Annotated in this window: 21 protein-coding genes; 13 read left to right on the plus strand and 8 right to left on the minus strand. The window is 60.7% G+C overall.

What is annotated here, in order from left to right:
* Nucleotides 1-66 precede the first annotated feature (66 nt).
* Nucleotides 67-1,071, minus strand: coding sequence for a type I glyceraldehyde-3-phosphate dehydrogenase (gene gap / locus GSQ80_RS10810; RefSeq protein ID WP_158787655.1), 1,005 nt, complete (start codon nucleotides 1,069-1,071; stop codon nucleotides 67-69).
* Nucleotides 1,072-1,302: 231 nt separating this feature from the next.
* Between gap and GSQ80_RS10815 the strand changes: the two genes are divergently transcribed.
* The gene (locus GSQ80_RS10815) at nucleotides 1,303-2,130 is read left to right on the plus strand and encodes an ATP-binding protein (RefSeq protein ID WP_158787656.1); all 828 of its coding nucleotides are present in this window, start codon (nucleotides 1,303-1,305) and stop codon (nucleotides 2,128-2,130) included.
* Nucleotides 2,131-2,139: 9 nt separating this feature from the next.
* On the opposite strand, the gene GSQ80_RS10820 is transcribed toward GSQ80_RS10815, so the two are convergent.
* Entirely contained in the window at nucleotides 2,140-2,511 is a 372-nt protein-coding gene (locus GSQ80_RS10820; protein ID WP_158787657.1) for a hypothetical protein, read from the minus strand.
* Nucleotides 2,512-2,659: 148 nt separating this feature from the next.
* On the opposite strand from GSQ80_RS10820, the gene GSQ80_RS23640 reads away from it, so the two are divergent.
* The 6 genes from GSQ80_RS23640 (at nucleotide 2,660) to GSQ80_RS10850 (ending at nucleotide 6,688) form a co-directional block, all read left to right on the plus strand.
* Entirely contained in the window at nucleotides 2,660-3,601 is a 942-nt protein-coding gene (locus GSQ80_RS23640) for an ATP-binding cassette domain-containing protein (RefSeq protein ID WP_158787658.1), read from the plus strand.
* Nucleotides 3,601-3,834, plus strand: a complete 234-nt coding sequence (locus GSQ80_RS10830) for a hypothetical protein (RefSeq protein ID WP_158787659.1) — start codon at nucleotides 3,601-3,603, stop codon at nucleotides 3,832-3,834. Before GSQ80_RS23640 ends, GSQ80_RS10830 begins: the two co-directional genes overlap by 1 nt.
* The gene (locus tag GSQ80_RS10835; RefSeq protein ID WP_158787660.1) at nucleotides 3,831-4,460 is read left to right on the plus strand and encodes an ABC transporter permease; all 630 of its coding nucleotides are present in this window, start codon (nucleotides 3,831-3,833) and stop codon (nucleotides 4,458-4,460) included. The genes GSQ80_RS10830 and GSQ80_RS10835 overlap by 4 nt, the downstream gene beginning before the upstream one ends.
* A gap of 35 nt (nucleotides 4,461-4,495) precedes the next feature.
* Nucleotides 4,496-5,449, plus strand: a complete 954-nt coding sequence (locus tag GSQ80_RS10840) for a glycine betaine ABC transporter substrate-binding protein (protein WP_371315705.1) — start codon at nucleotides 4,496-4,498, stop codon at nucleotides 5,447-5,449.
* 233 nt (nucleotides 5,450-5,682) lie between these two features.
* Complete coding sequence (locus tag GSQ80_RS10845) at nucleotides 5,683-6,147, plus strand: DUF1203 domain-containing protein (RefSeq protein ID WP_158787662.1); 465 nt, start codon at nucleotides 5,683-5,685, stop codon at nucleotides 6,145-6,147.
* A gap of 19 nt (nucleotides 6,148-6,166) precedes the next feature.
* On the plus strand, nucleotides 6,167-6,688 hold the full coding sequence (locus GSQ80_RS10850) for a DinB family protein (RefSeq protein WP_158787663.1): 522 nt from the start codon (nucleotides 6,167-6,169) through the stop codon (nucleotides 6,686-6,688).
* A 105-nt stretch (nucleotides 6,689-6,793) separates the two neighbouring features.
* On the opposite strand, the gene GSQ80_RS10855 is transcribed toward GSQ80_RS10850, so the two are convergent.
* The 4 genes from GSQ80_RS10855 to GSQ80_RS10870 all read right to left on the minus strand — a co-directional run bounded on the left by GSQ80_RS10855 (nucleotide 6,794) and on the right by GSQ80_RS10870 (nucleotide 9,316).
* Nucleotides 6,794-7,402: a nitroreductase family protein gene (locus tag GSQ80_RS10855; RefSeq protein WP_158787664.1), complete on the minus strand. Its 609-nt coding sequence runs from the start codon at nucleotides 7,400-7,402 to the stop codon at nucleotides 6,794-6,796.
* Nucleotides 7,403-7,460: 58 nt separating this feature from the next.
* The gene (ribA, locus tag GSQ80_RS10860; protein ID WP_158787665.1) at nucleotides 7,461-8,078 is read right to left on the minus strand and encodes a GTP cyclohydrolase II; all 618 of its coding nucleotides are present in this window, start codon (nucleotides 8,076-8,078) and stop codon (nucleotides 7,461-7,463) included.
* 90 nt (nucleotides 8,079-8,168) lie between these two features.
* A complete protein-coding gene (locus GSQ80_RS10865; protein ID WP_158787666.1) occupies nucleotides 8,169-8,609 on the minus strand; it encodes a MarR family winged helix-turn-helix transcriptional regulator in 441 nt (146 codons plus the stop codon).
* Complete coding sequence (locus tag GSQ80_RS10870) at nucleotides 8,606-9,316, minus strand: nitroreductase family protein (RefSeq protein WP_158787667.1); 711 nt, start codon at nucleotides 9,314-9,316, stop codon at nucleotides 8,606-8,608. The genes GSQ80_RS10865 and GSQ80_RS10870 overlap by 4 nt, the downstream gene beginning before the upstream one ends.
* A 185-nt stretch (nucleotides 9,317-9,501) precedes the next feature.
* Here GSQ80_RS10870 and GSQ80_RS10875 point away from each other — a divergent pair, with 185 nt between their 5' ends.
* Nucleotides 9,502-10,080 (plus strand): isoprenylcysteine carboxylmethyltransferase family protein, encoded by a 579-nt coding sequence (locus GSQ80_RS10875; protein WP_158787668.1) that lies wholly within the window; start codon nucleotides 9,502-9,504, stop codon nucleotides 10,078-10,080.
* 93 nt (nucleotides 10,081-10,173) lie between these two features.
* Nucleotides 10,174-10,569 carry a nuclear transport factor 2 family protein gene (locus tag GSQ80_RS10880; RefSeq protein WP_158787669.1) on the plus strand — a complete coding sequence of 132 codons (396 nt, stop codon included), beginning with the start codon at nucleotides 10,174-10,176 and terminating at the stop codon, nucleotides 10,567-10,569.
* Nucleotides 10,570-10,618: 49 nt separating this feature from the next.
* Here the strand turns inward: GSQ80_RS10880 and GSQ80_RS10885 are convergent, their stop codons facing one another.
* Entirely contained in the window at nucleotides 10,619-13,411 is a 2,793-nt protein-coding gene (locus tag GSQ80_RS10885) for a protein kinase (RefSeq protein WP_158787670.1), read from the minus strand.
* 159 nt (nucleotides 13,412-13,570) lie between these two features.
* Here GSQ80_RS10885 and GSQ80_RS10890 point away from each other — a divergent pair, with 159 nt between their 5' ends.
* From GSQ80_RS10890 to GSQ80_RS10905, 4 genes are all read left to right on the plus strand, one after another.
* On the plus strand, nucleotides 13,571-14,998 hold the full coding sequence (locus tag GSQ80_RS10890) for a sensor histidine kinase (RefSeq protein ID WP_158787671.1): 1,428 nt from the start codon (nucleotides 13,571-13,573) through the stop codon (nucleotides 14,996-14,998).
* A 180-nt stretch (nucleotides 14,999-15,178) separates the two neighbouring features.
* The gene (gene eno / locus GSQ80_RS10895; RefSeq protein ID WP_158788657.1) at nucleotides 15,179-16,471 is read left to right on the plus strand and encodes a phosphopyruvate hydratase; all 1,293 of its coding nucleotides are present in this window, start codon (nucleotides 15,179-15,181) and stop codon (nucleotides 16,469-16,471) included.
* A 165-nt stretch (nucleotides 16,472-16,636) separates the two neighbouring features.
* Nucleotides 16,637-17,104, plus strand: coding sequence for a response regulator transcription factor (locus GSQ80_RS23740; protein WP_158787672.1), 468 nt, complete (start codon nucleotides 16,637-16,639; stop codon nucleotides 17,102-17,104).
* Nucleotides 17,105-17,221: 117 nt separating this feature from the next.
* On the plus strand, nucleotides 17,222-17,761 hold the full coding sequence (locus GSQ80_RS10905) for a DUF4199 domain-containing protein (RefSeq protein ID WP_158787673.1): 540 nt from the start codon (nucleotides 17,222-17,224) through the stop codon (nucleotides 17,759-17,761).
* 103 nt (nucleotides 17,762-17,864) lie between these two features.
* Here the strand turns inward: GSQ80_RS10905 and GSQ80_RS23050 are convergent, their stop codons facing one another.
* The gene (locus GSQ80_RS23050) at nucleotides 17,865-18,497 is read right to left on the minus strand and encodes a hypothetical protein (RefSeq protein ID WP_216850274.1); all 633 of its coding nucleotides are present in this window, start codon (nucleotides 18,495-18,497) and stop codon (nucleotides 17,865-17,867) included.
* Between the last annotated feature and the right edge of the window lie 26 nt (nucleotides 18,498-18,523).

Here is an 18,523-nt window from a genome sequence, read left to right on the forward strand (position 1 = left end):
TTCTCAGTCGAAGAACGAAGTCGTTGCTTCTAACTGAGAACTGACAACGAACAACTGACAACCCCCTCACAGCCCCTTCTCCACCAAAAACAAAATCAAGTCCTTCACCCGGCTCGAATATCCCCACTCATTGTCGTACCAGCTAATGACCTTGCCAGTATTTCCAACCACCTTGGTCAGCTTGCTATCAAAAATGCTCGACAGCGGATTCCCGCGGAAGTCAGTCGACACCAACTCCTCCTCGGTATACCCAAGAATCCCCTTCAGCGGCCCTTCGCTAGCCGCCTTGATCGCCGCATTAATGCTCTTCACATCAATCGGCTTCTCAGCAACAAACGTCAAATCCACCACCGACACATTCGGAGTCGGCACGCGAATCGCAAATCCATCCAACTTCCCATCCATCGCAGGAATCACCAGCTTCAGCGCCTTAGCCGCTCCCGTCGAGCTAGGAATCATGCTCAACCCAGCCGCCCGCGCCCGCCGCAAATCCTTATGCGGCGTATCCAGAATCACCTGGTCATTTGTATAGCTATGGATCGTCGTCATAATCCCCGACGCAATCCCGAACGTATCATTCAGCACCTTCACCACCGGCGCCAAACAGTTCGTAGTGCAGCTAGCATTCGAAATCACGTTGTGCTTCGACGCGTCATACTTGTCATCATTCACGCCAAGCACGACAGTCAAATCCTCATGCGTAGCCGGCGCCGAAATAATCACCTTCTTCACTGTCGAACCAAGATGCGCCTTGGCCTTCGTCGCGTCCGTAAAGAAGCCAGTCGACTCCACCACAATTTCCGCGCCCACCGACGCCCAATCCAGTTTGCTCGGATCCCGTTCCGCAAACACCTTGATTTTCTTGCCATCCACCACAATCGAGTCCTCGGTAGCCGAGATCTCGTTCTTCAAATTCCCCAAAATCGAGTCATACTTCAGCAGGTGAGCCAGCGTCGCCGGCGTCGTCAAATCATTGACCGCCACAAACTCAATGTCAGGGTTTCCCAATGCGGTACGAAATACGTTGCGCCCGATCCGTCCAAAGCCGTTAATCCCTACCTTGACTGCCATGATGCCTCATTTCTCTCGATTACTCTGAGGCTACCAAAGCAGTCCGATCACCGCAAACCCTTCACCGAACACCGAACACAGCCACAAATCCGGGTGCCCCATGTCTCGATTTTGAGACCTGGGTTTCCAGAGAACTTCCCTCCGAAACTCAACACTTCTGCACCATATTTGTGGCAGAGAGTAGCCTTGTGTTACAAACCAGCTATGCGCGATTGGTTGCGCGGGACACTCATGAGAAGACGTTCTAAGCGTGGTCCGAACGAGTCGGAGTCCACGGGCAAGATTGGGCAGGAGATACCTGCGAACCAACCCGCACCCTTGCGGCCCTCGTATCCAGAGCCCCTCCCCCCGTCGGCCCAAACGCCACCCGCCGAGGCCAAAGTACCCCCGCCGCCGCCCTGCCCTAAACCTGCCGAGCCCGTGGCCCAGCCACCGGCAGCCGAGCCCCACCCGGAACCGCAGCTAGTCCACGAAACCCAGCCCGAATCCCTCGGCACCCCGCCCGCCGGCCCCGAAGCCGTCCCCAACAAATCCCCGCGCGGCTACGTCGTCCTCACCATCGGCCTCCCCGGCTCCGGCAAGACCACCTGGTACAAGCGCCGCGGCGTCACCCCGCTCTCCAGCGACATGCTGCGCAACATCCTCTTCGACGACATCACCGAGCAGCGCTATCAGGGCCTCGTCTTCAGCACCCTCCGCAGCCTCCTCCGCGCCCGCCTGATCGCCAAGATGCCCTGGAACTACGTCGACGCGACGAATCTGAGCCCCCACGAACGCCGCCAGTGGATCAAGATGGCGAAGTCCTTCGGCTACGAAGTCCAGGCCGTCTTCTTCGACGTCCCCCTAGCCGTCTGCCTAGAGCGCAACTCCAAGCGCGACCGCCAGGTCACCGACGAAGTCATGCACAAGATGGCCGAGCGTCTCCGCCCCCCAGTCTTCAAAGAAGGCTTCGACAAGATCACGGTAGTCCGCGTAAAAGGCTCAGCCCCGACCGCAGACGCAGCCGCCGAACCCGAAGCCTCCACGGAATCCGCCCCCGAGGCCGCCGTAGAGGGGTAGAGTAATCTTTCAACCGCCGACGCCGTGGCTGTTATTCTGACTCGCGCGGTCGTAGCTGTCCTTGCCTTTCTTTCTGTCATTCCCTTTGGGAATCTGCTTCTTGTCTCGCCGTTCCAGCTGCACTCGGTCGGTTCCAGCTGCACTCGGTCGCACGACCAATAATCCCGTCATCCTGAGCGCAGCGAACGGACCCCTGTATTTGCATTTGCCGTTGCTTTTGCCGTTGCATTTGCTTTTGCCGTTGCATTTGCTTTTGCCGTTGCATTTGCTTTTGCCGTTGCCTTTGCCTTTTGCCGTTGCCTTTGCTTTTGCCGTTGCATTTGCTTTTGCCGTTGCATTTGCTTTTTGCCGTTGCCTTTGCTTTTGCCGTTGCCTTTGCACTTGCTTTTCTGGCTGTCATCCCGCAGGGATCTGCTTCTTCTTTTGCCGTTGCCTTTGCCTCTGAGATAGGTCCGGGCTTCAGCCCGGACAATAAGCCCGCCACAACCGCGGGGCTTTAGCCCCTGGGACGTTCCTCACGGAGACCCAAATGTCCACTCAAGGCGTCGAGTTCGAATCCCTCAACGTCTCGGTCCCGGCCTCCAAAAGCCAAGCCCACCGCCAGCTCCTCCACGACATCACCCTCCGCATCGAACCCAACACCACCACCGCCCTCCTCGGCCGCAGCGGCTCAGGCAAAACCACCCTCCTCCGCACCATCAACGCCCTCGTCCACCCCACCTCCGGCCGCGTCCTGGTCGGCGGTCAAGACGTCGCCACCGCCGACCCCATCCACCTCCGCCGCTCCATCGGCTACGTCATCCAGGACACCGGCCTCTTCCCCCGCATGACCATCGCCCGCAACATTGGCATGGCCCTCGAGCTGGCCGGCCTCCCCGAATTCGAGATCAGGCGTCGCGCCGCCATCATGCTCCACCATGTAGGCCTCCCCAATGACCTTCTTCCGCGCTACCCCTGGCAACTCAGCGGAGGCCAGCGTCAGCGCGTCGGCCTGGCCCGCGCCATCGCCAACGAGCCCTCCGTCCTCCTCATGGACGAACCCTTCGGCGCCCTCGACCCCCTCACCCGCTCCGAAATGCAAACCATGCTCCGCGACCTCCTCGTTCAAGCCGAAAGCACCACCATCGTCATCACCCACGACTTAGAGGAAGCCCTCTATCTAGCTGACCGTGTGATCTTTATAGATGAAGGCCGCGTCGTAGCCGATCTCCCCTTCAACGAGGTCCGCACCTCCGAAAACCCCGACGTCCAAGCCTACATAGCCGCCACCCACCGCATCCCCGTCACACCTCTGACCCTCGGTACGACCACCCCCGCCCACACCGCCCACTCGACCACCCCCACCACCGCTTCCGTTCCCACCTCGGTCCCCGACCCAGATCTCCCAGCCCAGCTCCCCGACACCCAACCCTCGGACGCTGAACAACCCGCCCCGTCCGACCAACCAAAGCAGAACTGGTGGGAGATCTGATGACCTACTTGATCCCCCAATACCCCGTCCATCTTGTACGCAACGACTCTGCCGTCGCCGTTGCTTTTCTGGCTGTCATCCCGCAGGGATCTGCTTCTTCTTTTGCCCTTGCCGTTGCTTCTGCTTTTGCCTTTGCTCCTGAGATAGGTCCGGGCTTCAGCCCGGACATTCCGCAGCTCTTGAAAGCTTGGGCTTTAGCCCCTGGGACTCTCTCTTGGGGGCTCGCCGTATGAACTTCCTCCACCAATACGGCCCTCAAATCGCTCGCCTCACCTTCGAGCACCTCTGGCTCACCCTCTCCGCCATGCTCTTCGCGACCCTCATTGCGATCCCCACCGGCATCTGGCTCACTCGTCACGAAGCCTTCGCCCGCCCCATCCTAGGCATCGCGAACATCCTGCAAACCATCCCCAGCCTGGCGCTCTTCGGCCTCCTCCTCCCCGTCCCATTCCTCGGCGACCGCGCCGCCCGCCTGGCCATCGTGGCCCTCACCGGCTACGCACTTCTCCCCATCCTGCGCAACACCTACACCGGCATCCGCTCCGTCGACCCCGCGCTCATCGACGTAGCCAACGCCCTAGGCATGACCTCCCGCCAACGCCTCACCAAGCTCGAACTCCCCATGTCCGCCAGCGTGATCCTCGCCGGCCTCCGCACCGCAACCGTCACCTGCGTAGGAGTAGCCACCATCGCGGCAGCCATAGGCGCCGGCGGTCTAGGCGAGCTAATCTTCCGCGGCGTAGCCTCCGTAGACAACTCGCTAGTCCTGGCCGGAGCGATCCCCGCCGCCCTCTTAGCCCTCCTCGCCGACGGCTTCTTAGGCCTTCTCGAGAAACGCCTCCAGGTCCGTCAGCAATGAAGCCCCAACCCAAACCCTGTCATCCTGAGCGAAGGTTGGCACGCATTTGTGCCAACCGCAGCCGAAGGACCTGCCAGACCGGTGACGCAGGCACGCCCTCTCGCCCCTTCCGCCACCCAATCCAAGCTCTCCTTACCCTCGCGCTCCTCACCCTCACCGCCTGCGCCCCGCCGCGCTCCTCCCACATCGTCATCGGCGCCAAAAACTTCACCGAGCAAGTAATCCTGGGCGAGCTCCTAGCCCAGGAGATCGAAGCCTCCGGAGGCGGCCCCGTCGAGCGCCGCTTCTGGCTAGCCGGCTCCTACCTCTGCCAGCAAGCCCTCCTCTCCAACCGCATCGACGCCTACGTCGAATACACCGGCACTGCTCTAACCGCCATCCTCAAGCAGCCCGTCATGCGCGACCCCACCCTAGTCAACGCCACCATCGGAGCCCTCTACGATCACCTCTACCAAGTCCGCGTCTTCCCCAGCCTCGGCTTCCAGGACACCTTCGCCATGGTCATCCGCGGCGCCGACGCCCGCACCCTCCACCTAAAAACCATCTCCGACATCACCCCGCTAGCCCCCCACTGGCGTCTAGGCGTAGGCTACGAATTCGCCGAACGCCCCGACGGCCTCCGAGGCCTCAGTTCCGCATATCACTTAAAGTTTCCCGGCGATCCCCGCACCATGGAGCTAGGCCTCCTCTACCGCTCCCTCGCCGCCCACCAGGTCGACATCGTAGCCGGCAACTCCACCGACGGAGCCATCCGCGCCTTAGACTTCGTGGCCCTCGAAGACAACCTCCATTATTTCCCCCCGTACGAAGCGGTCCCCCTGGTCCGCGAAGACAGCCTCCGCCGCTGGCCTCAGATCGCCATAGCCCTCAACCGCCTCGCAGGCAAAGTAACCGCCGACGACATGCGCGCCATGAACCTGGCCGTAGACGCCCAACACCGCGACCCCGCCCAGGTAGTCCGCGACTTCCGCACCCACCACAACCTTTAGCCCATCCCAACTCACGTCATCCTGAACGCAGTGAAGGACCCCTGTATTTGCCGTTGCTCTTGCCTTTCTGGCTGTCATTCCGAGCGCAGCGAGGAACCTGCTTCTCGCGCGATGCGCGCCCGTTCTTCTAGCTCCAAAGCCACCAACTTCGCCCGCAATCCCCAGAGTGTCGCGCCACCAGCATTCCAGCAAACTACCTCCATCGCCAGCCAACGGCCGCGACAGGAGACACCATGAACATCCGCGTCATCGCCCTCCGCACCGCCACCGTCCAACGAGTTCTCACCACCCAAAAATCCCCCGGCTACGGCCATCCCGCCCACACCGAGCTCGCCACCGGACACGGCCCCTGCCGCCACTGCCTCAAGCCCTTTCGCATCGGCGAAGAACACCGCACCCTCTTCACCTGCAACCCCTTCCACAACCTCGCCGAGATCCCTCAACCCGGCCCGGTCTTCATTCATTCCACTCCCTGCGAACGCTACAACGAAGACGCTGGCTACCCAACTGACCTGCTGGACTACCCCGCCGTCATGAACGCCTATGACGCCAACCAGAATCTCATCCTGCAGCGCAGAGCAACCAACCGCAACCACCCCGCCATCCTCGACGAGCTACTCTCCGACAAAGCAGTACGCTATGTATTAGTCCGCGACCTCGAAGCCGGCTGCTACGACTTCCGCGTAGAAAGAAAGTAGAAAGGGAATTCAAGCCCCGATGACGCAGCAATCCATCCCTCACGAAGCTCCCGAGCCCTGGCTCCGCAACACCCTCACCGACATCGATCCCATCCGCCGCCAGATCCTCCACGCCCTCGAGCTCTCCGCCGAAGACGCCGCCCGCTGGCTCGACCCCCTCACCGACGCCCAACTCCTCGCCCGCCCCTCCAACCTCGCCCCGATCGCCTTCCACCTCCGCCACATCGCCCGCTCCCTCGACCGCCTGCTCACCTACGCAGAAGGGAATCAGCTCACCCCCGACCAACTCTCCGCCCTCAAGTCCGAACTAACCGAAGGCACCGCCGCCGAAGCCCGCGCCGAATTTCGCACCGCCCTCGAAACCTCCGCCGCCCGCATCCGGGCCATCCACCCCGACCGCTTCGCCGAACCCCGAGGCGTAGGCCGCAAGCAACTCCCCACCACCGTCGGCGCCCTGCTTGTCCACTGCGCCGACCACACCCAACGCCACACCGGCCAATTCGTCACCACCGCCAAAGTCGTCTCGGCATCCACCGCATAAAAAATCCTCCACTTCGTCAAGGATGAGAATTGTCATCGCTTGATGAAGTGAAGGATCTAATAGCTCTATTGTTGGCGAACGAAACTCTCGCCGTACGAGCAGGACCTACAGCTCCGCCGGTTTCTCCCACGCACTAAACACAAATTCATTCAGCGCCTTCCGCGTCCTCGGGGCCTTCTCCATCGTCTGATACGACTCCGGCAGCGCATTCGGCTCGCCCAGATACCCCAGCGCCCAAGCCGCACCCACCTCAAACTCCTCGGGAATCTCGAAGTTCTTCCGCGCCTTGTCCTTATCCACGCCGCCCATGCCATGCGTATGCAGTCCCAGCGCGGTCGCCTGCAGGCTCATCGTCGCCGACGCAGCACCGGTATCATGCAGTGCGTAAGGGTTCGGATTTTCATTCTTCGTGAACGTCTTCTTCGCCACCGACAGCATCAGCACGGGAGCCGTAGCCGCCCACGTCTTATTAAAATCCACCAGCGCATCCAGAATCTTCGCGTACGTCGCATCGCCCTTCTTACCCACCAGGAAACGCCACGGCTGCTCATTCGTACTCGACGCAGCCCATGACGCCGCAGTAAGAATCTTCGTCAGTTCTGCACTCGGCACCGGCTTATCGGCATACGACCGCGGGCTCCAGCGCTTCAAAATAATATCCAGAACCCCAGACTCCGCAGGGCCAGCTTTCACTTCATCCAAATCAATCGGCATAGTTTCTCCTGCGAAGTTGGATGCGCGCACTTCCCACCGGATGCATCTGGAATTTCTACTACCCGACCAGATGCCCCATCTTGTCCCGCTTCGTCTCGAGGTACCGCTCAAACGTAGGCTCCGACGGAATCGTAGCCGGCACCCGCTCCACCACGCGAATCCCCGCAGCCTCCATCGCCGACACCTTCTCCGGATTGTTCGTAATCAACCGCACCGCCGGAATATTCAGTGCCTTCAAAATCTCCGCCGGCAGCTCAAACCCGCGATAATCCACACGAAACCCCAGCTCCAGATTCGCCTCAATCGTATCGCGTCCCTTGTCCTGCAATTCATACGCGCGCAGCTTGGCCATCAACCCAATCCCGCGACCTTCCTGCTCCTCATACAGCAGAATCCCCGCACCCTCTTTGGCAATCATCCCCAACGCTAAATGCAGTTGGTCATGGCAATCGCAGCGCAGCGAATGAAACACATCGCCCGTCAAACACATCGAGTGGATCCTCACCAAAGGAGGAGCCGCCGACAAATCCCCCATCGTCAGCGCAACCGCATTATCCACGCGCTTCAGCGACGCGGAACCCGGCTCCGCCACGCCCTCAAACCCAAGAATGCGGAAATGCCCCCACCGAGTAGGGAAGTCTGCACCGGCCACCTTGCGAACGCTGCTATACGGCATACCCCATTATAGATTCCCAACCCCCACCCCACGATTCATCGCCATCATCGTGCAACAACTTCCCCCATGGATACTTCCAGCGAAGGGCCTTCAGAACTTGCATTCCGCAACCACCTTCAACAGCCGAATCAGTGTTTCACGCTCATCCGACGTCATCTGCTGCCGGACACTTTCATCGGCGGTCTCCCGAGCCTCGATCAGCCGTCTACGGTACTTTTCCCCTTTGGCCGTCAGCTCCACTCGAATGGCTCTGCTCGTTTTCGTCCTGTGCTCTGACACGAGCCCTTCCTGCGCCAATGCCTTAATAGCTCGGTGCACAACCGTCCTATCCAAGCCCAGGAGTGTTGCAATCTGATTCTGATTCAGCGCCGCTCCGCCACGCAACGTCGAAAGAATAAAGCCGCGCGTCGCTGAGCACTGCGTCTTTCTCTCCAGCCTCTTTCCCACCGAGAAATACGCTGCCGCAACCTGGGCGAGTACCGAGCTCTTCAGAATCTCATCCGGAATCTGCTCCTCAGGAAGTATGTTCACAGATCAACCACCGTTGCCCCGAGAGGTCTGCGCCACTGTGGTGGCTCACGGTACTCGCTCGATTTCTTCCCCATCGCGATCACCATCACAATCTCGTGCTGCCGGCCTGACAAGCCAAGATATTCACGCAGCCTCCGGCCATCAAAACCCTCCATCGGGCACGTGCTCATCCCCAGCGCTTCGGCAGCAATCATCATATTCTGGCATGCCAACGCGGTGCTCCTTGTCGCCCATTTAAACAATTCCTGCCGCGACAGCGGCGGCATCCCTACGACCATCCGCAGATTGAGCATCCAGAAGATGACTCGCTTGATCGCAGCAAACAATCCGAACGGTCCAGGCATGAACAGGATCCGGCCGATCTTTGCTTTCCGCTCGTAGTCGCGAATCTCTTCCTCGGCGAAGTTGCTCCCGCGCATCCACTCCGCCTGGCACCGCGAAGTGGCAGCCAGCGCCCCAATATCTGCGACGGCCACGACCAATGCAGAGGCGGTCGCCGCCGGCTTTTGTCCCATGCACAGTCTCGCCACGGCGACCCTCTTCGCGTCCGATCGCACCCAGTAAAACTTGTAAGGCTGGAGGTTGAAGCTTGAGGGAGCATGCCGAGCGGCGTCGAGAATTTGCTCACGCAGCCCATCGGGAATCTCTACAGGTTCAAAGACCTTCACCGCCCGCCGTTGAAAGATTGCATCCAGAATCTCGGCCATCGCTCATCACCTCGATGTTGCAATTACAACATAAAGATGTTGTTGCTGCAACATCGTTCGAGAGCCCGACGAAACTGATTTTTGCGCAGGCCAATCGCCGTCCACGCCTCACCTCCATCCCTCAAACGAGTAAATTAAAGGCGTGCAAGCAACGGGCCCAGTCTCATATCGCCAGGAGGATCTGAATGCTCTGGTTCTACGAATGGTTCTTTCCCGTGGTCTGGATTATCTTTTTTATCTACTGGCGGATCAGAGCCTTCAACACCAAAACCACCCAGCGCATCGAGCCGCTTGCCTCGCGCATCCTGCGCATCTTCATTTGCCTGATCGCAGTCGCCCTCCTCATCATCACGCCAAAGTACGTGCCGCTGCCCTGGCTCTACCACCAACTCTGGCCGACTGGCTTATTGCCCTTCTGGCTGGGAGCCGCCATCACCATCGCCGGACTCCTCTTCGCCGTCTGGGCGCGCCAGTATCTCGGTCGCAACTGGAGCAGCTCCGTCACCATTAAGCAGGGCCACGAGCTCATCACCACCGGCCCCTACGCCGTAGTCCGCCACCCCATCTACACCGGAATCCTAACCGGCTTCCTGGGCGTGGCGATCGCTATGTCCCAGGTACGCGGGTTCATCGTTCCCGCTCTTTTCTTCCTCGCGTTCTGGCTAAAGCTCCGCAGGGAAGAGCAGTTCATGCGTTCCCAGTTCGGCGACGTGTATACCACCTACGCTCACCACACATCTGCCCTGGTTCCATACCTCTTCTGATCGCCGCGCCCCCCCTTTTGCGAGCCTCGAGAGTGTTGATAGCGACTGTCCGTATAACGATAACCAACTGCACGGCAATCTCCAGGAGGACCAATGGCAGACACCAGGATCATCATTGAGCAGGCGTACTCTGCATTCAACCACCGCAACATCGATGCAGCCTTAGCGCTCATGACCGAGGACGTAAGCTGGCCCAGGGCTTCGGAGGGCGGCAAGGTCATCGGCAAAGAAGAGATCCGTGCCTACTGGACTCGACAATGGGCCGAGTTCGATCCCCACGTAGAACCGCTCGCAATCACCGAGGACGCCGTAGGCAAGGTCCGCGTCCGAGTGCACCAGCTAGTCAAGAGCCTTCAAGGCGACATACTTGCCGACAGCGAAGTCCTCCACGTATTCACCATGAACCGCGGTCTCATCGCAGCCATGGACCTCGGCGATGAAGCCGATGCAACCGCAGGTCCGTCCGCCGCATTCGCCCATCGATCCTAAGTGCCTATCCCTCGTGGAGCGTGCGACCAAGACGAACAGCAGGCCGCATTCACTTCCATTGCAGGGAGTACACCTGCGCAGCTCCGGAATTTGCCATGACCGCAGGCTGTCCATCCGCCGTCACGCTCACGAGCTGGGCGTTCAGGTTCCCTACATCCGGAACGTCCGAAACCCGCTCCCGCACCCCGTCAGGCACCGACACTCGATACAACCCCGCATGGGTTTGATTCTGTGTGAAGTAGATGAAGCGGCTGTCCGGCGACCATGCATAGAATCCTTCGCGCGCATCGAAATGCATCAACGTTCGCCACTGTTTCGTGGCTGGGGAGTAGATCACGAAGCTCAGCGGCTCTCGCAGCATGGCCAACAGATACCGGCCGTCCGGCGACCATGCAGGAATGTAATACTTCTCCGCGCCCGGCATAGGCACCGCCTTCCCGCTCGCCACGTCCGCAATGTACAAGCCATCCGGCTTATGCAACCCGTCGAACCGGTTAAAGTAGATTGACTTGCCGTCCGGCGACCAGGTAGGAATGACCTCGAAGTCGCCTTCCGGCATCACCTTCTCCGGAACACCGCCATCGGCCGAGATGCGGTAGATTTTGCGCCAGTCGGAATACGCGATCCATTTTCCGTCCGGCGACCACTCTTCCATGTAGGCAGGCACCTTCGTAAGCTGTACCGCGTCGCTGCCATCCAACCGGCTCTTCCATAGATGCAAGCTCGGATAATCCGTATACGCCATCCATTGCTGGTCCGGAGACACCACAAACTCCAGCGCTGGCAGTCCTCCAAGAAACGGCACCAGCTTTCCAGCCCGTGGATCGAAGACCTGCATCGTTCCGGTGTCCACCCGGCCCAGCACAAACAGGCTCTTGCTGTCCCGCGCCGGCACCGCATCCGTGATGTTCAGCTGGTTTCCGGTCAGACGGATCGCCCACGGTTTCTTCCAGAATTCGAACCAGCGCGGTTTGATCAACTCATAGACATTTCCGCGTCCTTCGCGCCCAGAATTGAAAACAAAATGCCTTCCGTCCGGGGTCCACTGCCCATCGAACTCACCGACATCGCTCGGCCAATCCAGATCCAATGGATGTGGGTTTTTTCCGTCACTACCCACCAGCCATATACGAGCCCAGGAGAGGGTCACCGAAAGCTGCGTACCATCAGGGGAGACTGCCAGATGGGTCGGAGGCTCCGGCGACTTCCAAAGAACCCGCGCATGATCGCCATCCTCATCCATTACCCATACCTGCTCATCCTGGACAAAGTAGATCGATTTGCCGTCTGACGACCAGCGCGCCCCAGGATTGGCCTCCTGCACCGTCCCAATCCTCCGAAACGCACCGCCCAGACTCGATCCCACCATGAACCAACCGCCGTTGGACTCGTTGTTCAAGCTCTGGGCCCACGCCAGCACCTTTGACCCGTCTGCCGATACATCCACCAGGTACATGCCGCTGCTCAGCCCGGGAATTGGCGCGATGATGCCCCCGCTCACCGACATCGCCGACGGAATAATGTGGTTCTCGAAATAAAGTCGCGCTCCGTCGGTCCGCAGCGGGCCGAGCTTATCTTCGTTGGAAAATGAAATCTGCGTCGAAGCGAGTTCTCCGGTTGCCGAAGCCGGAGCTTGCAGAAACAGGACGATCCCGACCACAACCAGCACCGCCGCCAGAAACGCGATCCAGCGAAGCCATAGGCGACGCGCGGGCGCGGCACTAACCCCGACGCCTGCCACCGGCTCAGCCGGCGTCACCGATCCGATCCGGCGTCCCGGCTCAAGATCCCGCAGCACCCTCTGCAGATCCGTAGCGAAATCGCCAGCGCGCTGGTATCGCAACTCCGCGTCCTTCTCCAGCGCCCGCGCCACAACCTGCTCGGCCAGCGCAGGCGTTTGCGGGGATACCTCCCGCAAGGGCCGTACCGTCTCATCCGTGATCGCTCGCAGAATCGCCAGCGTGGTCGACCGGCGAAACGGCTCGATCCCTGTCAACGACTCGTAGTACGTCACGCCCAGGCTCCAGAGGTCACTCCGCGCATCCGCCGTCTGTCCCATGGCCTGCTCCGGCGACATATACAGCGGCGTGCCCAAAACCCCAACTGTCTCTCCCCCCGCCTGTGTCACATCCGCCGGCCCCAACAGCAGCCTGGCGAGGCCGAAGTCGAGAACCTTCGCTCGCCCTTTGGACGTGATCATGACATTGCCCGGTTTCAGATCGCGATGGATCACGCCCTGCTCATGCGCCTCGACGAGGGCCTCGGCAACCTGAAGCGCGACGATCGTCGCCTCTTTCACCGGCAACGCTCCGCGGCTCAACTTCGCTGCCAGCGACTCGCCCTCCACCAGTTCCATCACGATGCAATCTGCGCCGTCCTGCTCGATGACGTCATACACGGCAGCAATGTGCGCGTGGTTTAGTTTGGCCAGCGCCTGTGCCTCGCGCCGGAACCGTGCTCGTGCTTCATCGCTCGTCAACAGGCCGCGCTGCAGCATCTTGATGGCGACATCGCGGTCCAGCTTTTCGTCGCGCGCCCGATACACCACCCCCATGCCGCCCGCGCCCAGTCTGCCGCTGATCACATACCGTTCCATCAGCCGCACACCGGAGGGCAGCACAACGGTCTGTGACGCCATCCCCACTTCGCCCGCCCCCTGCACGTAAGCAGGCTCGCTAAGAAAGCCGCTGAGCCGGTCATTCCGATCCAGCAAATCTTCCACAACGCGGCGCAGCGCGGGCTCGCCGGCACAAACGCCGTCCAGGAAAGCCGATCGCCGATCGCGCGGCAACTCGACAGCTTTCCCAAACAATCGCTCTGCGGCTTCGTCCTGCATGTCCATGTGCGTGTCCTGAGGTGGTTAGACGATTCTGACCCTGGAAACTGGCTTCCACAGTACCACGCAAAGTCCGCCGTGGGCGCTTCTTTCCGCGGTTCAGCCGCACCCACCCCTCACCCTCCCGTTCATCCTCCCTCCAACTCAAACGAGTAAAGTAAAAGTGTGTACGCAAGCGACTCCAAACTAATCTGGATCACGCTCCTCGTCGAGCTAGGCGTTGCCGCGGCGGTCGCCAGCTCGCTCGCCCGCTCCATAGCCTTCAAACGGCTGCTTCTCCTCAAGCACCGCAACACTCGCGAGACCCTTCATCTCCTCGCCTGGATCTGCACCCCCCTGATGCTCGGCGTACTCGTCCGCGTACGTGTCCCCAACTTCCTCGCAGCCGATCTCTCCTTCGAGGCGGTCGCGATCCTCGGCCTCCTTCTCGGCCCCTGGCCTGCCATGATCGGCGGTGCCGCCCTCTCGCTCCCCGCGCTCGCCCACCACGAGTACTTCACCCTCCCCATCAACCTCCTCGTCGCCGCCATCTTTGGAGCCTACCGCCGCTTTGCCGGCGAAGAAAATATCTGGTCCTTCTCCCCGCTCATCGACCTCAGCCTCTACCGCTGGATCCGCCGCACGGTCACCTGGCCTTACCTCGACCGCCAGATGTTTCTCCTCGTCCTCATCATGGCGACGCAATACGCCACCAGCCTCTTCTCGCATCTCTACCCGCATCGCTACTTCGAGCTCTACTCCAGCTCCTGGCTCATGGAGCTCGCCATCTGCGCCTGCGCGCCCGTGGTCGTCGGCATCCCGCTAAAAATCTGGAACGCTGTCCGCATCGAGCACAAGCTCGAAGAGCAATCCCGCCTCCTCCTCGAAGCCCGCCTCGACGCCCTGCAGCGTCAGATCAATCCGCACTTCCTCTTCAACACCCTCAACTCCATCGCCTCGCTCATCCGCTCCAAGCCCGACCTCGCCCGCGAGATGATCGTCAAGCTCTCGCACATCCTCCGCGTCCTCCTCCGCGACCGCGACGCCTTCGTCCCCCTAAGCGAAGAGCTCGACTTCACCGACGACTACCTCGACATCGAAGTCGTTCGCTTCGGTGAAAAGCTGCACGTAGTAAAAGAAATCTCCCCCGACACCCTCGACATCATCGTCCCCTCGATGCTCCTCCAGCCCCTCATCGAAAACAGCATCAAGCACGGCCTCGAGCCCCGCATCTCCGGCGGCACCATCACCCTCCGCTCCCGCGTCGACAACGGTCGTCTGCTCCTCGAAATTGAAGATGACGGCGTCGGCATCGAACCCGGCGGCCCCATCACAGCACCCGACAGCGGTATCGTCCGCGAGGGCTCCGGCATCGGCATGCGCAACGTCCGCGAACGCATCCAGGTCCTCTACGGCGACGAAGCTCACGTCGACATCGTCAGCCGCCCCGGCCGCGGCACCCGCGTCTCCCTCCGCATGCCGTTAGCAACCCGCGAAGAGGGCGACGAACTCCTCACCATGCTCGCCGAAACTGTGCGGCAATCGCTCAACGCCGTAGAGGTCCAACGCCAGCGCTTTGCTAAAATGAGGCCGGTGGGTCGCCGCAATGATTAATAAAGAGTCTGATTAAATGACAGATAGAGAGTCAGACCAATGACGGAAATTGTCGCCATGATCTCCAGCGCCTCCGGCAACCCTATCGCCGTAGACCGCCGCCCCTCCCTCAACGACCGCCTCCAACACCGCATCTCCCGCTCAACCCAACGCAACGCCCAGAAAAAACCGAGGAAAGAAATGACCGAAATTGTCTCCATCCACGCCCGTGAAATTCTCGACAGCCGAGGGAACCCCACCGTAGAAGCCGACGTCATCCTCTCCGACGGCATTCGCGGCCGCGCGGCCGTTCCCTCCGGCGCCTCCACTGGCGAGCACGAGGCCGTCGAGCTCCGCGATGACGACAAGTCCCACTACCTCGGCAAGGGCGTCCTCAAGGCCGTCGACAATATCGAGTCCGCCATCGCCCCCGAACTCACCGGCATGGACGCCAGCAATCAAAAACTCATCGACGCCACCATGATGGCCATCGACGGCACCGACAACAAGGGCAACCTGGGCGCCAACGCCATCCTCGCCGTCTCCATGGCCTGCGCCCGCGCGTCCGCCGAAGCTCTCGGCCTCCCGCTCTACCGCTACCTCGGCGGCGTCAACGCCTGCACCCTCCCCACCCCCATGATGAACATCCTCAACGGTGGAGCCCACGCCGACAACAACGTCGACTTTCAGGAGTTCATGGTCATGCCCGTCGGCGCCGAAACCTTCGCCGACGCCCTCCGCTGGGGCGCCGAAGTCTTCCACACCCTCAAAGGCGTACTCAAGAAGAAGGGCTACAACACCGCCGTAGGCGACGAAGGCGGCTTTGCTCCCTCGCTCAAATCCAACGTAGAAGCCATCGAAGTAATCCTCGAAGCCATCACCCTCGCCGGCTACAAGCCAGGCGAAGACATCGCCATCGCCCTCGACCCCGCCGCCAGCGAATTCTTCAACAAAACTACCGGCAAGTACGTCTTCAAGAAGTCCGACAAGTCCGAAAAAACTTCCGAAGAGATGGTCGACTTCTGGGCCAACTGGGCAAGCCAATATCCCATCATCAGCATCGAAGACGGCCTCGACGAAAACGATTGGGAAGGTTGGGAGACCCTCACCGACAAGCTCGGCGACAAGCTTCAGCTAGTCGGCGACGACCTCTTCGTCACCAACACCAGCATCCTCGAGCGCGGCATCGAAGAGGGAATTGCTAACTCCATCCTCATCAAGCTCAACCAGATCGGCACCGTCTCCGAAACCCTCGACGCCATCGAGCTCGCCCGCCGCAGCGGCTACACCGCCATCATCTCCCACCGCTCCGGCGAGACTGAAGACACCTTCATCGCGGACCTCGCGGTAGCCACCAACGCCGGCCAGATCAAGACCGGCTCTGCCTCCCGCACCGACCGCATCGCCAAGTACAACCAGCTCCTCCGCATCGAAGAAGAGCTAGGCCAAACCGCCCGCTACCTCGGCCGAGCCAGCATCAACCGCGCCGGCTAGATATAACCACAACCTTGCCGGATGATCCTGGAAAAGCTTGTCATCCTGAGCGAAGGTGGACGCGCACTTGCGTCCACCGCAGCCGAAGTACCCCCAGGTTGCTCATGACGCCCATGCTCTTGATTGCTTTCTAACGGCTGCGCGAACCCCGGTAAAATCATCCCCATGAACCGCCGCGCCCTCAGCCACGTGCTCCTCCTCGGTCTCGTCGGCGGCGTTCTCATCGCCATCCTCCGCTACTCCGAGTACCAGTTCCTCGTCATCCAACACTCCTTCGAAATCTACGCCGCCATCGTTGCCATCCTCTTCGCGGCTTTCGGAATCTGGCTCGGGATCAAGCTCACCAAGCCCCGCGAGAAAATCATCCTCCGGGAAGTCCTGGTCCCCACCGAAACACCGGCCACCCCCTTTACCCTCAACCAGCCCCAGCTCGACGCCCTCGGCATCACCCCCCGCGAGCTGGAAATCCTCTCGCTCATAGCGCAAGGCCTCAGCAACCGCGAAATCGCCGCCCGCCTCTTCGTCTCCGAGAACACCGTTAAAACCCACTGCAGCCGTGCCTTCGACAAGCTAGGAGCCCGCCGCCGCACCCAGGCCGTCCAGCTAGGCAAGCAACTCGGCATCCTCCCCTAGAGACGTCACCCCAAAGCATGATTTCCTCCTTGCCACGCTAAAATCACCCGAAAGCATGACGACAAATCACACCCCGGCCCCGCAAAGTGTCTCCAGTTCATCCCCCAGGAGCCTCCTATGAAAAAGACCATCCTCACCTTCGGCCTAATCTCCGGCGCTCTCGCCGCCGTCCTCATGTGCACCACCGTCCCGCTCCTCCGCACCGACCATGGCAACAAAGCCCTGGTCATCGGCTATGCCACCATCGTCCTCGCCGGCCTCCTGATCTTCTTCGGCATCCGTTCCTACCGCGACAACGTCGCCGGCGGCGCCATCACCTTCGGCCGCGCCTTCACCATCGGCATCGGCATCACGCTCATCTCCTGCGCCATCTACGTCCTCGCCTGGGAGATCATCTACTTCACATTCCTCCCCCACTTCATGGACTCGTACTTCGCCGCCCAGATCCAGAATGCCCAATCCAGCCCCGGCACCCCCGAAGCCATCCAGGCCAAAGTAGCCGCCATCCGCCAATCCCAAATCTCCTACCAGAACCCCCTCATCAACGCTCTCTACACCTTCATCGAACCCTTCCCAGTCGATCTCCTCATCACCCTGGTCTCGGCCGCCATCCTCCGCCGCAAGCCCCAACCCCAACCGCTCCCCGCGACAGCCTAGACAGTTCCGCATCACGCTTCAGGCCGCTCACCAAAGTGGGGAGCGGCCTGCAGAGTCCGAGTTCATACGTTTCGGGACAACCCTCAATTCGTGCGCTCGGCAGTTAATTCGTGCGCTCAGCAGTCCATGGAGCTGTCTGGCCATGAAATCCATACATGCCGGACATCCCGGTTGCCGTGATCTGTCCCCGGAAGGTCAGCACATCGTTGGTATCGGTGCTGAACTCCACGTGGTTGCCGCTGACCCAACCCTGCAACTTGCCGTGTTGATGCGGCCCATGAAAGGTTCCCGAGATGATGTTGCCGATCTGAGAGATCTGGATCTGTTTAAGCGAACTTCCGGGTTGATTCGTGTTGTAGGCGTAGATGGTCCAGTTGCCAGAGAGGTTAGGCGGCGGGGGTGGGGGCGCCGCGGGAGCGGGAGCAGCCGAGTTTGGAGGAGGCCCGCCGATCCCACCGTCCTGGTGACTATCCGCAACCGCGGCCGCTGCACTAATCTCATCGTTCGCCTGGCGGAGAAGGTCTTTCGCCCTACCGGCATGGCCACCCAGTTGATCATTGTTCGCCTGCTGTGCGGAGCTGATGAAATTGAATGCTTCGATGATCGATTGCTGCGCCGAGGCCAGATTGCCATGAGCCTGGGGATCAACGGTGGCGACCGGTGCCTGTGCGCCTGCCAGGGTCACCATCATGGTTGCGCTCGCGAGCAGCGTCAGGAGCTTGATTCGGAGTTTCATCTTAGTTCTACCTCGTAGTGGATTCT

The organism is Granulicella sp. L46 (assembly GCF_009765785.1).
Classification (GTDB): Bacteria; Acidobacteriota; Terriglobia; order Terriglobales; family Acidobacteriaceae; genus Granulicella.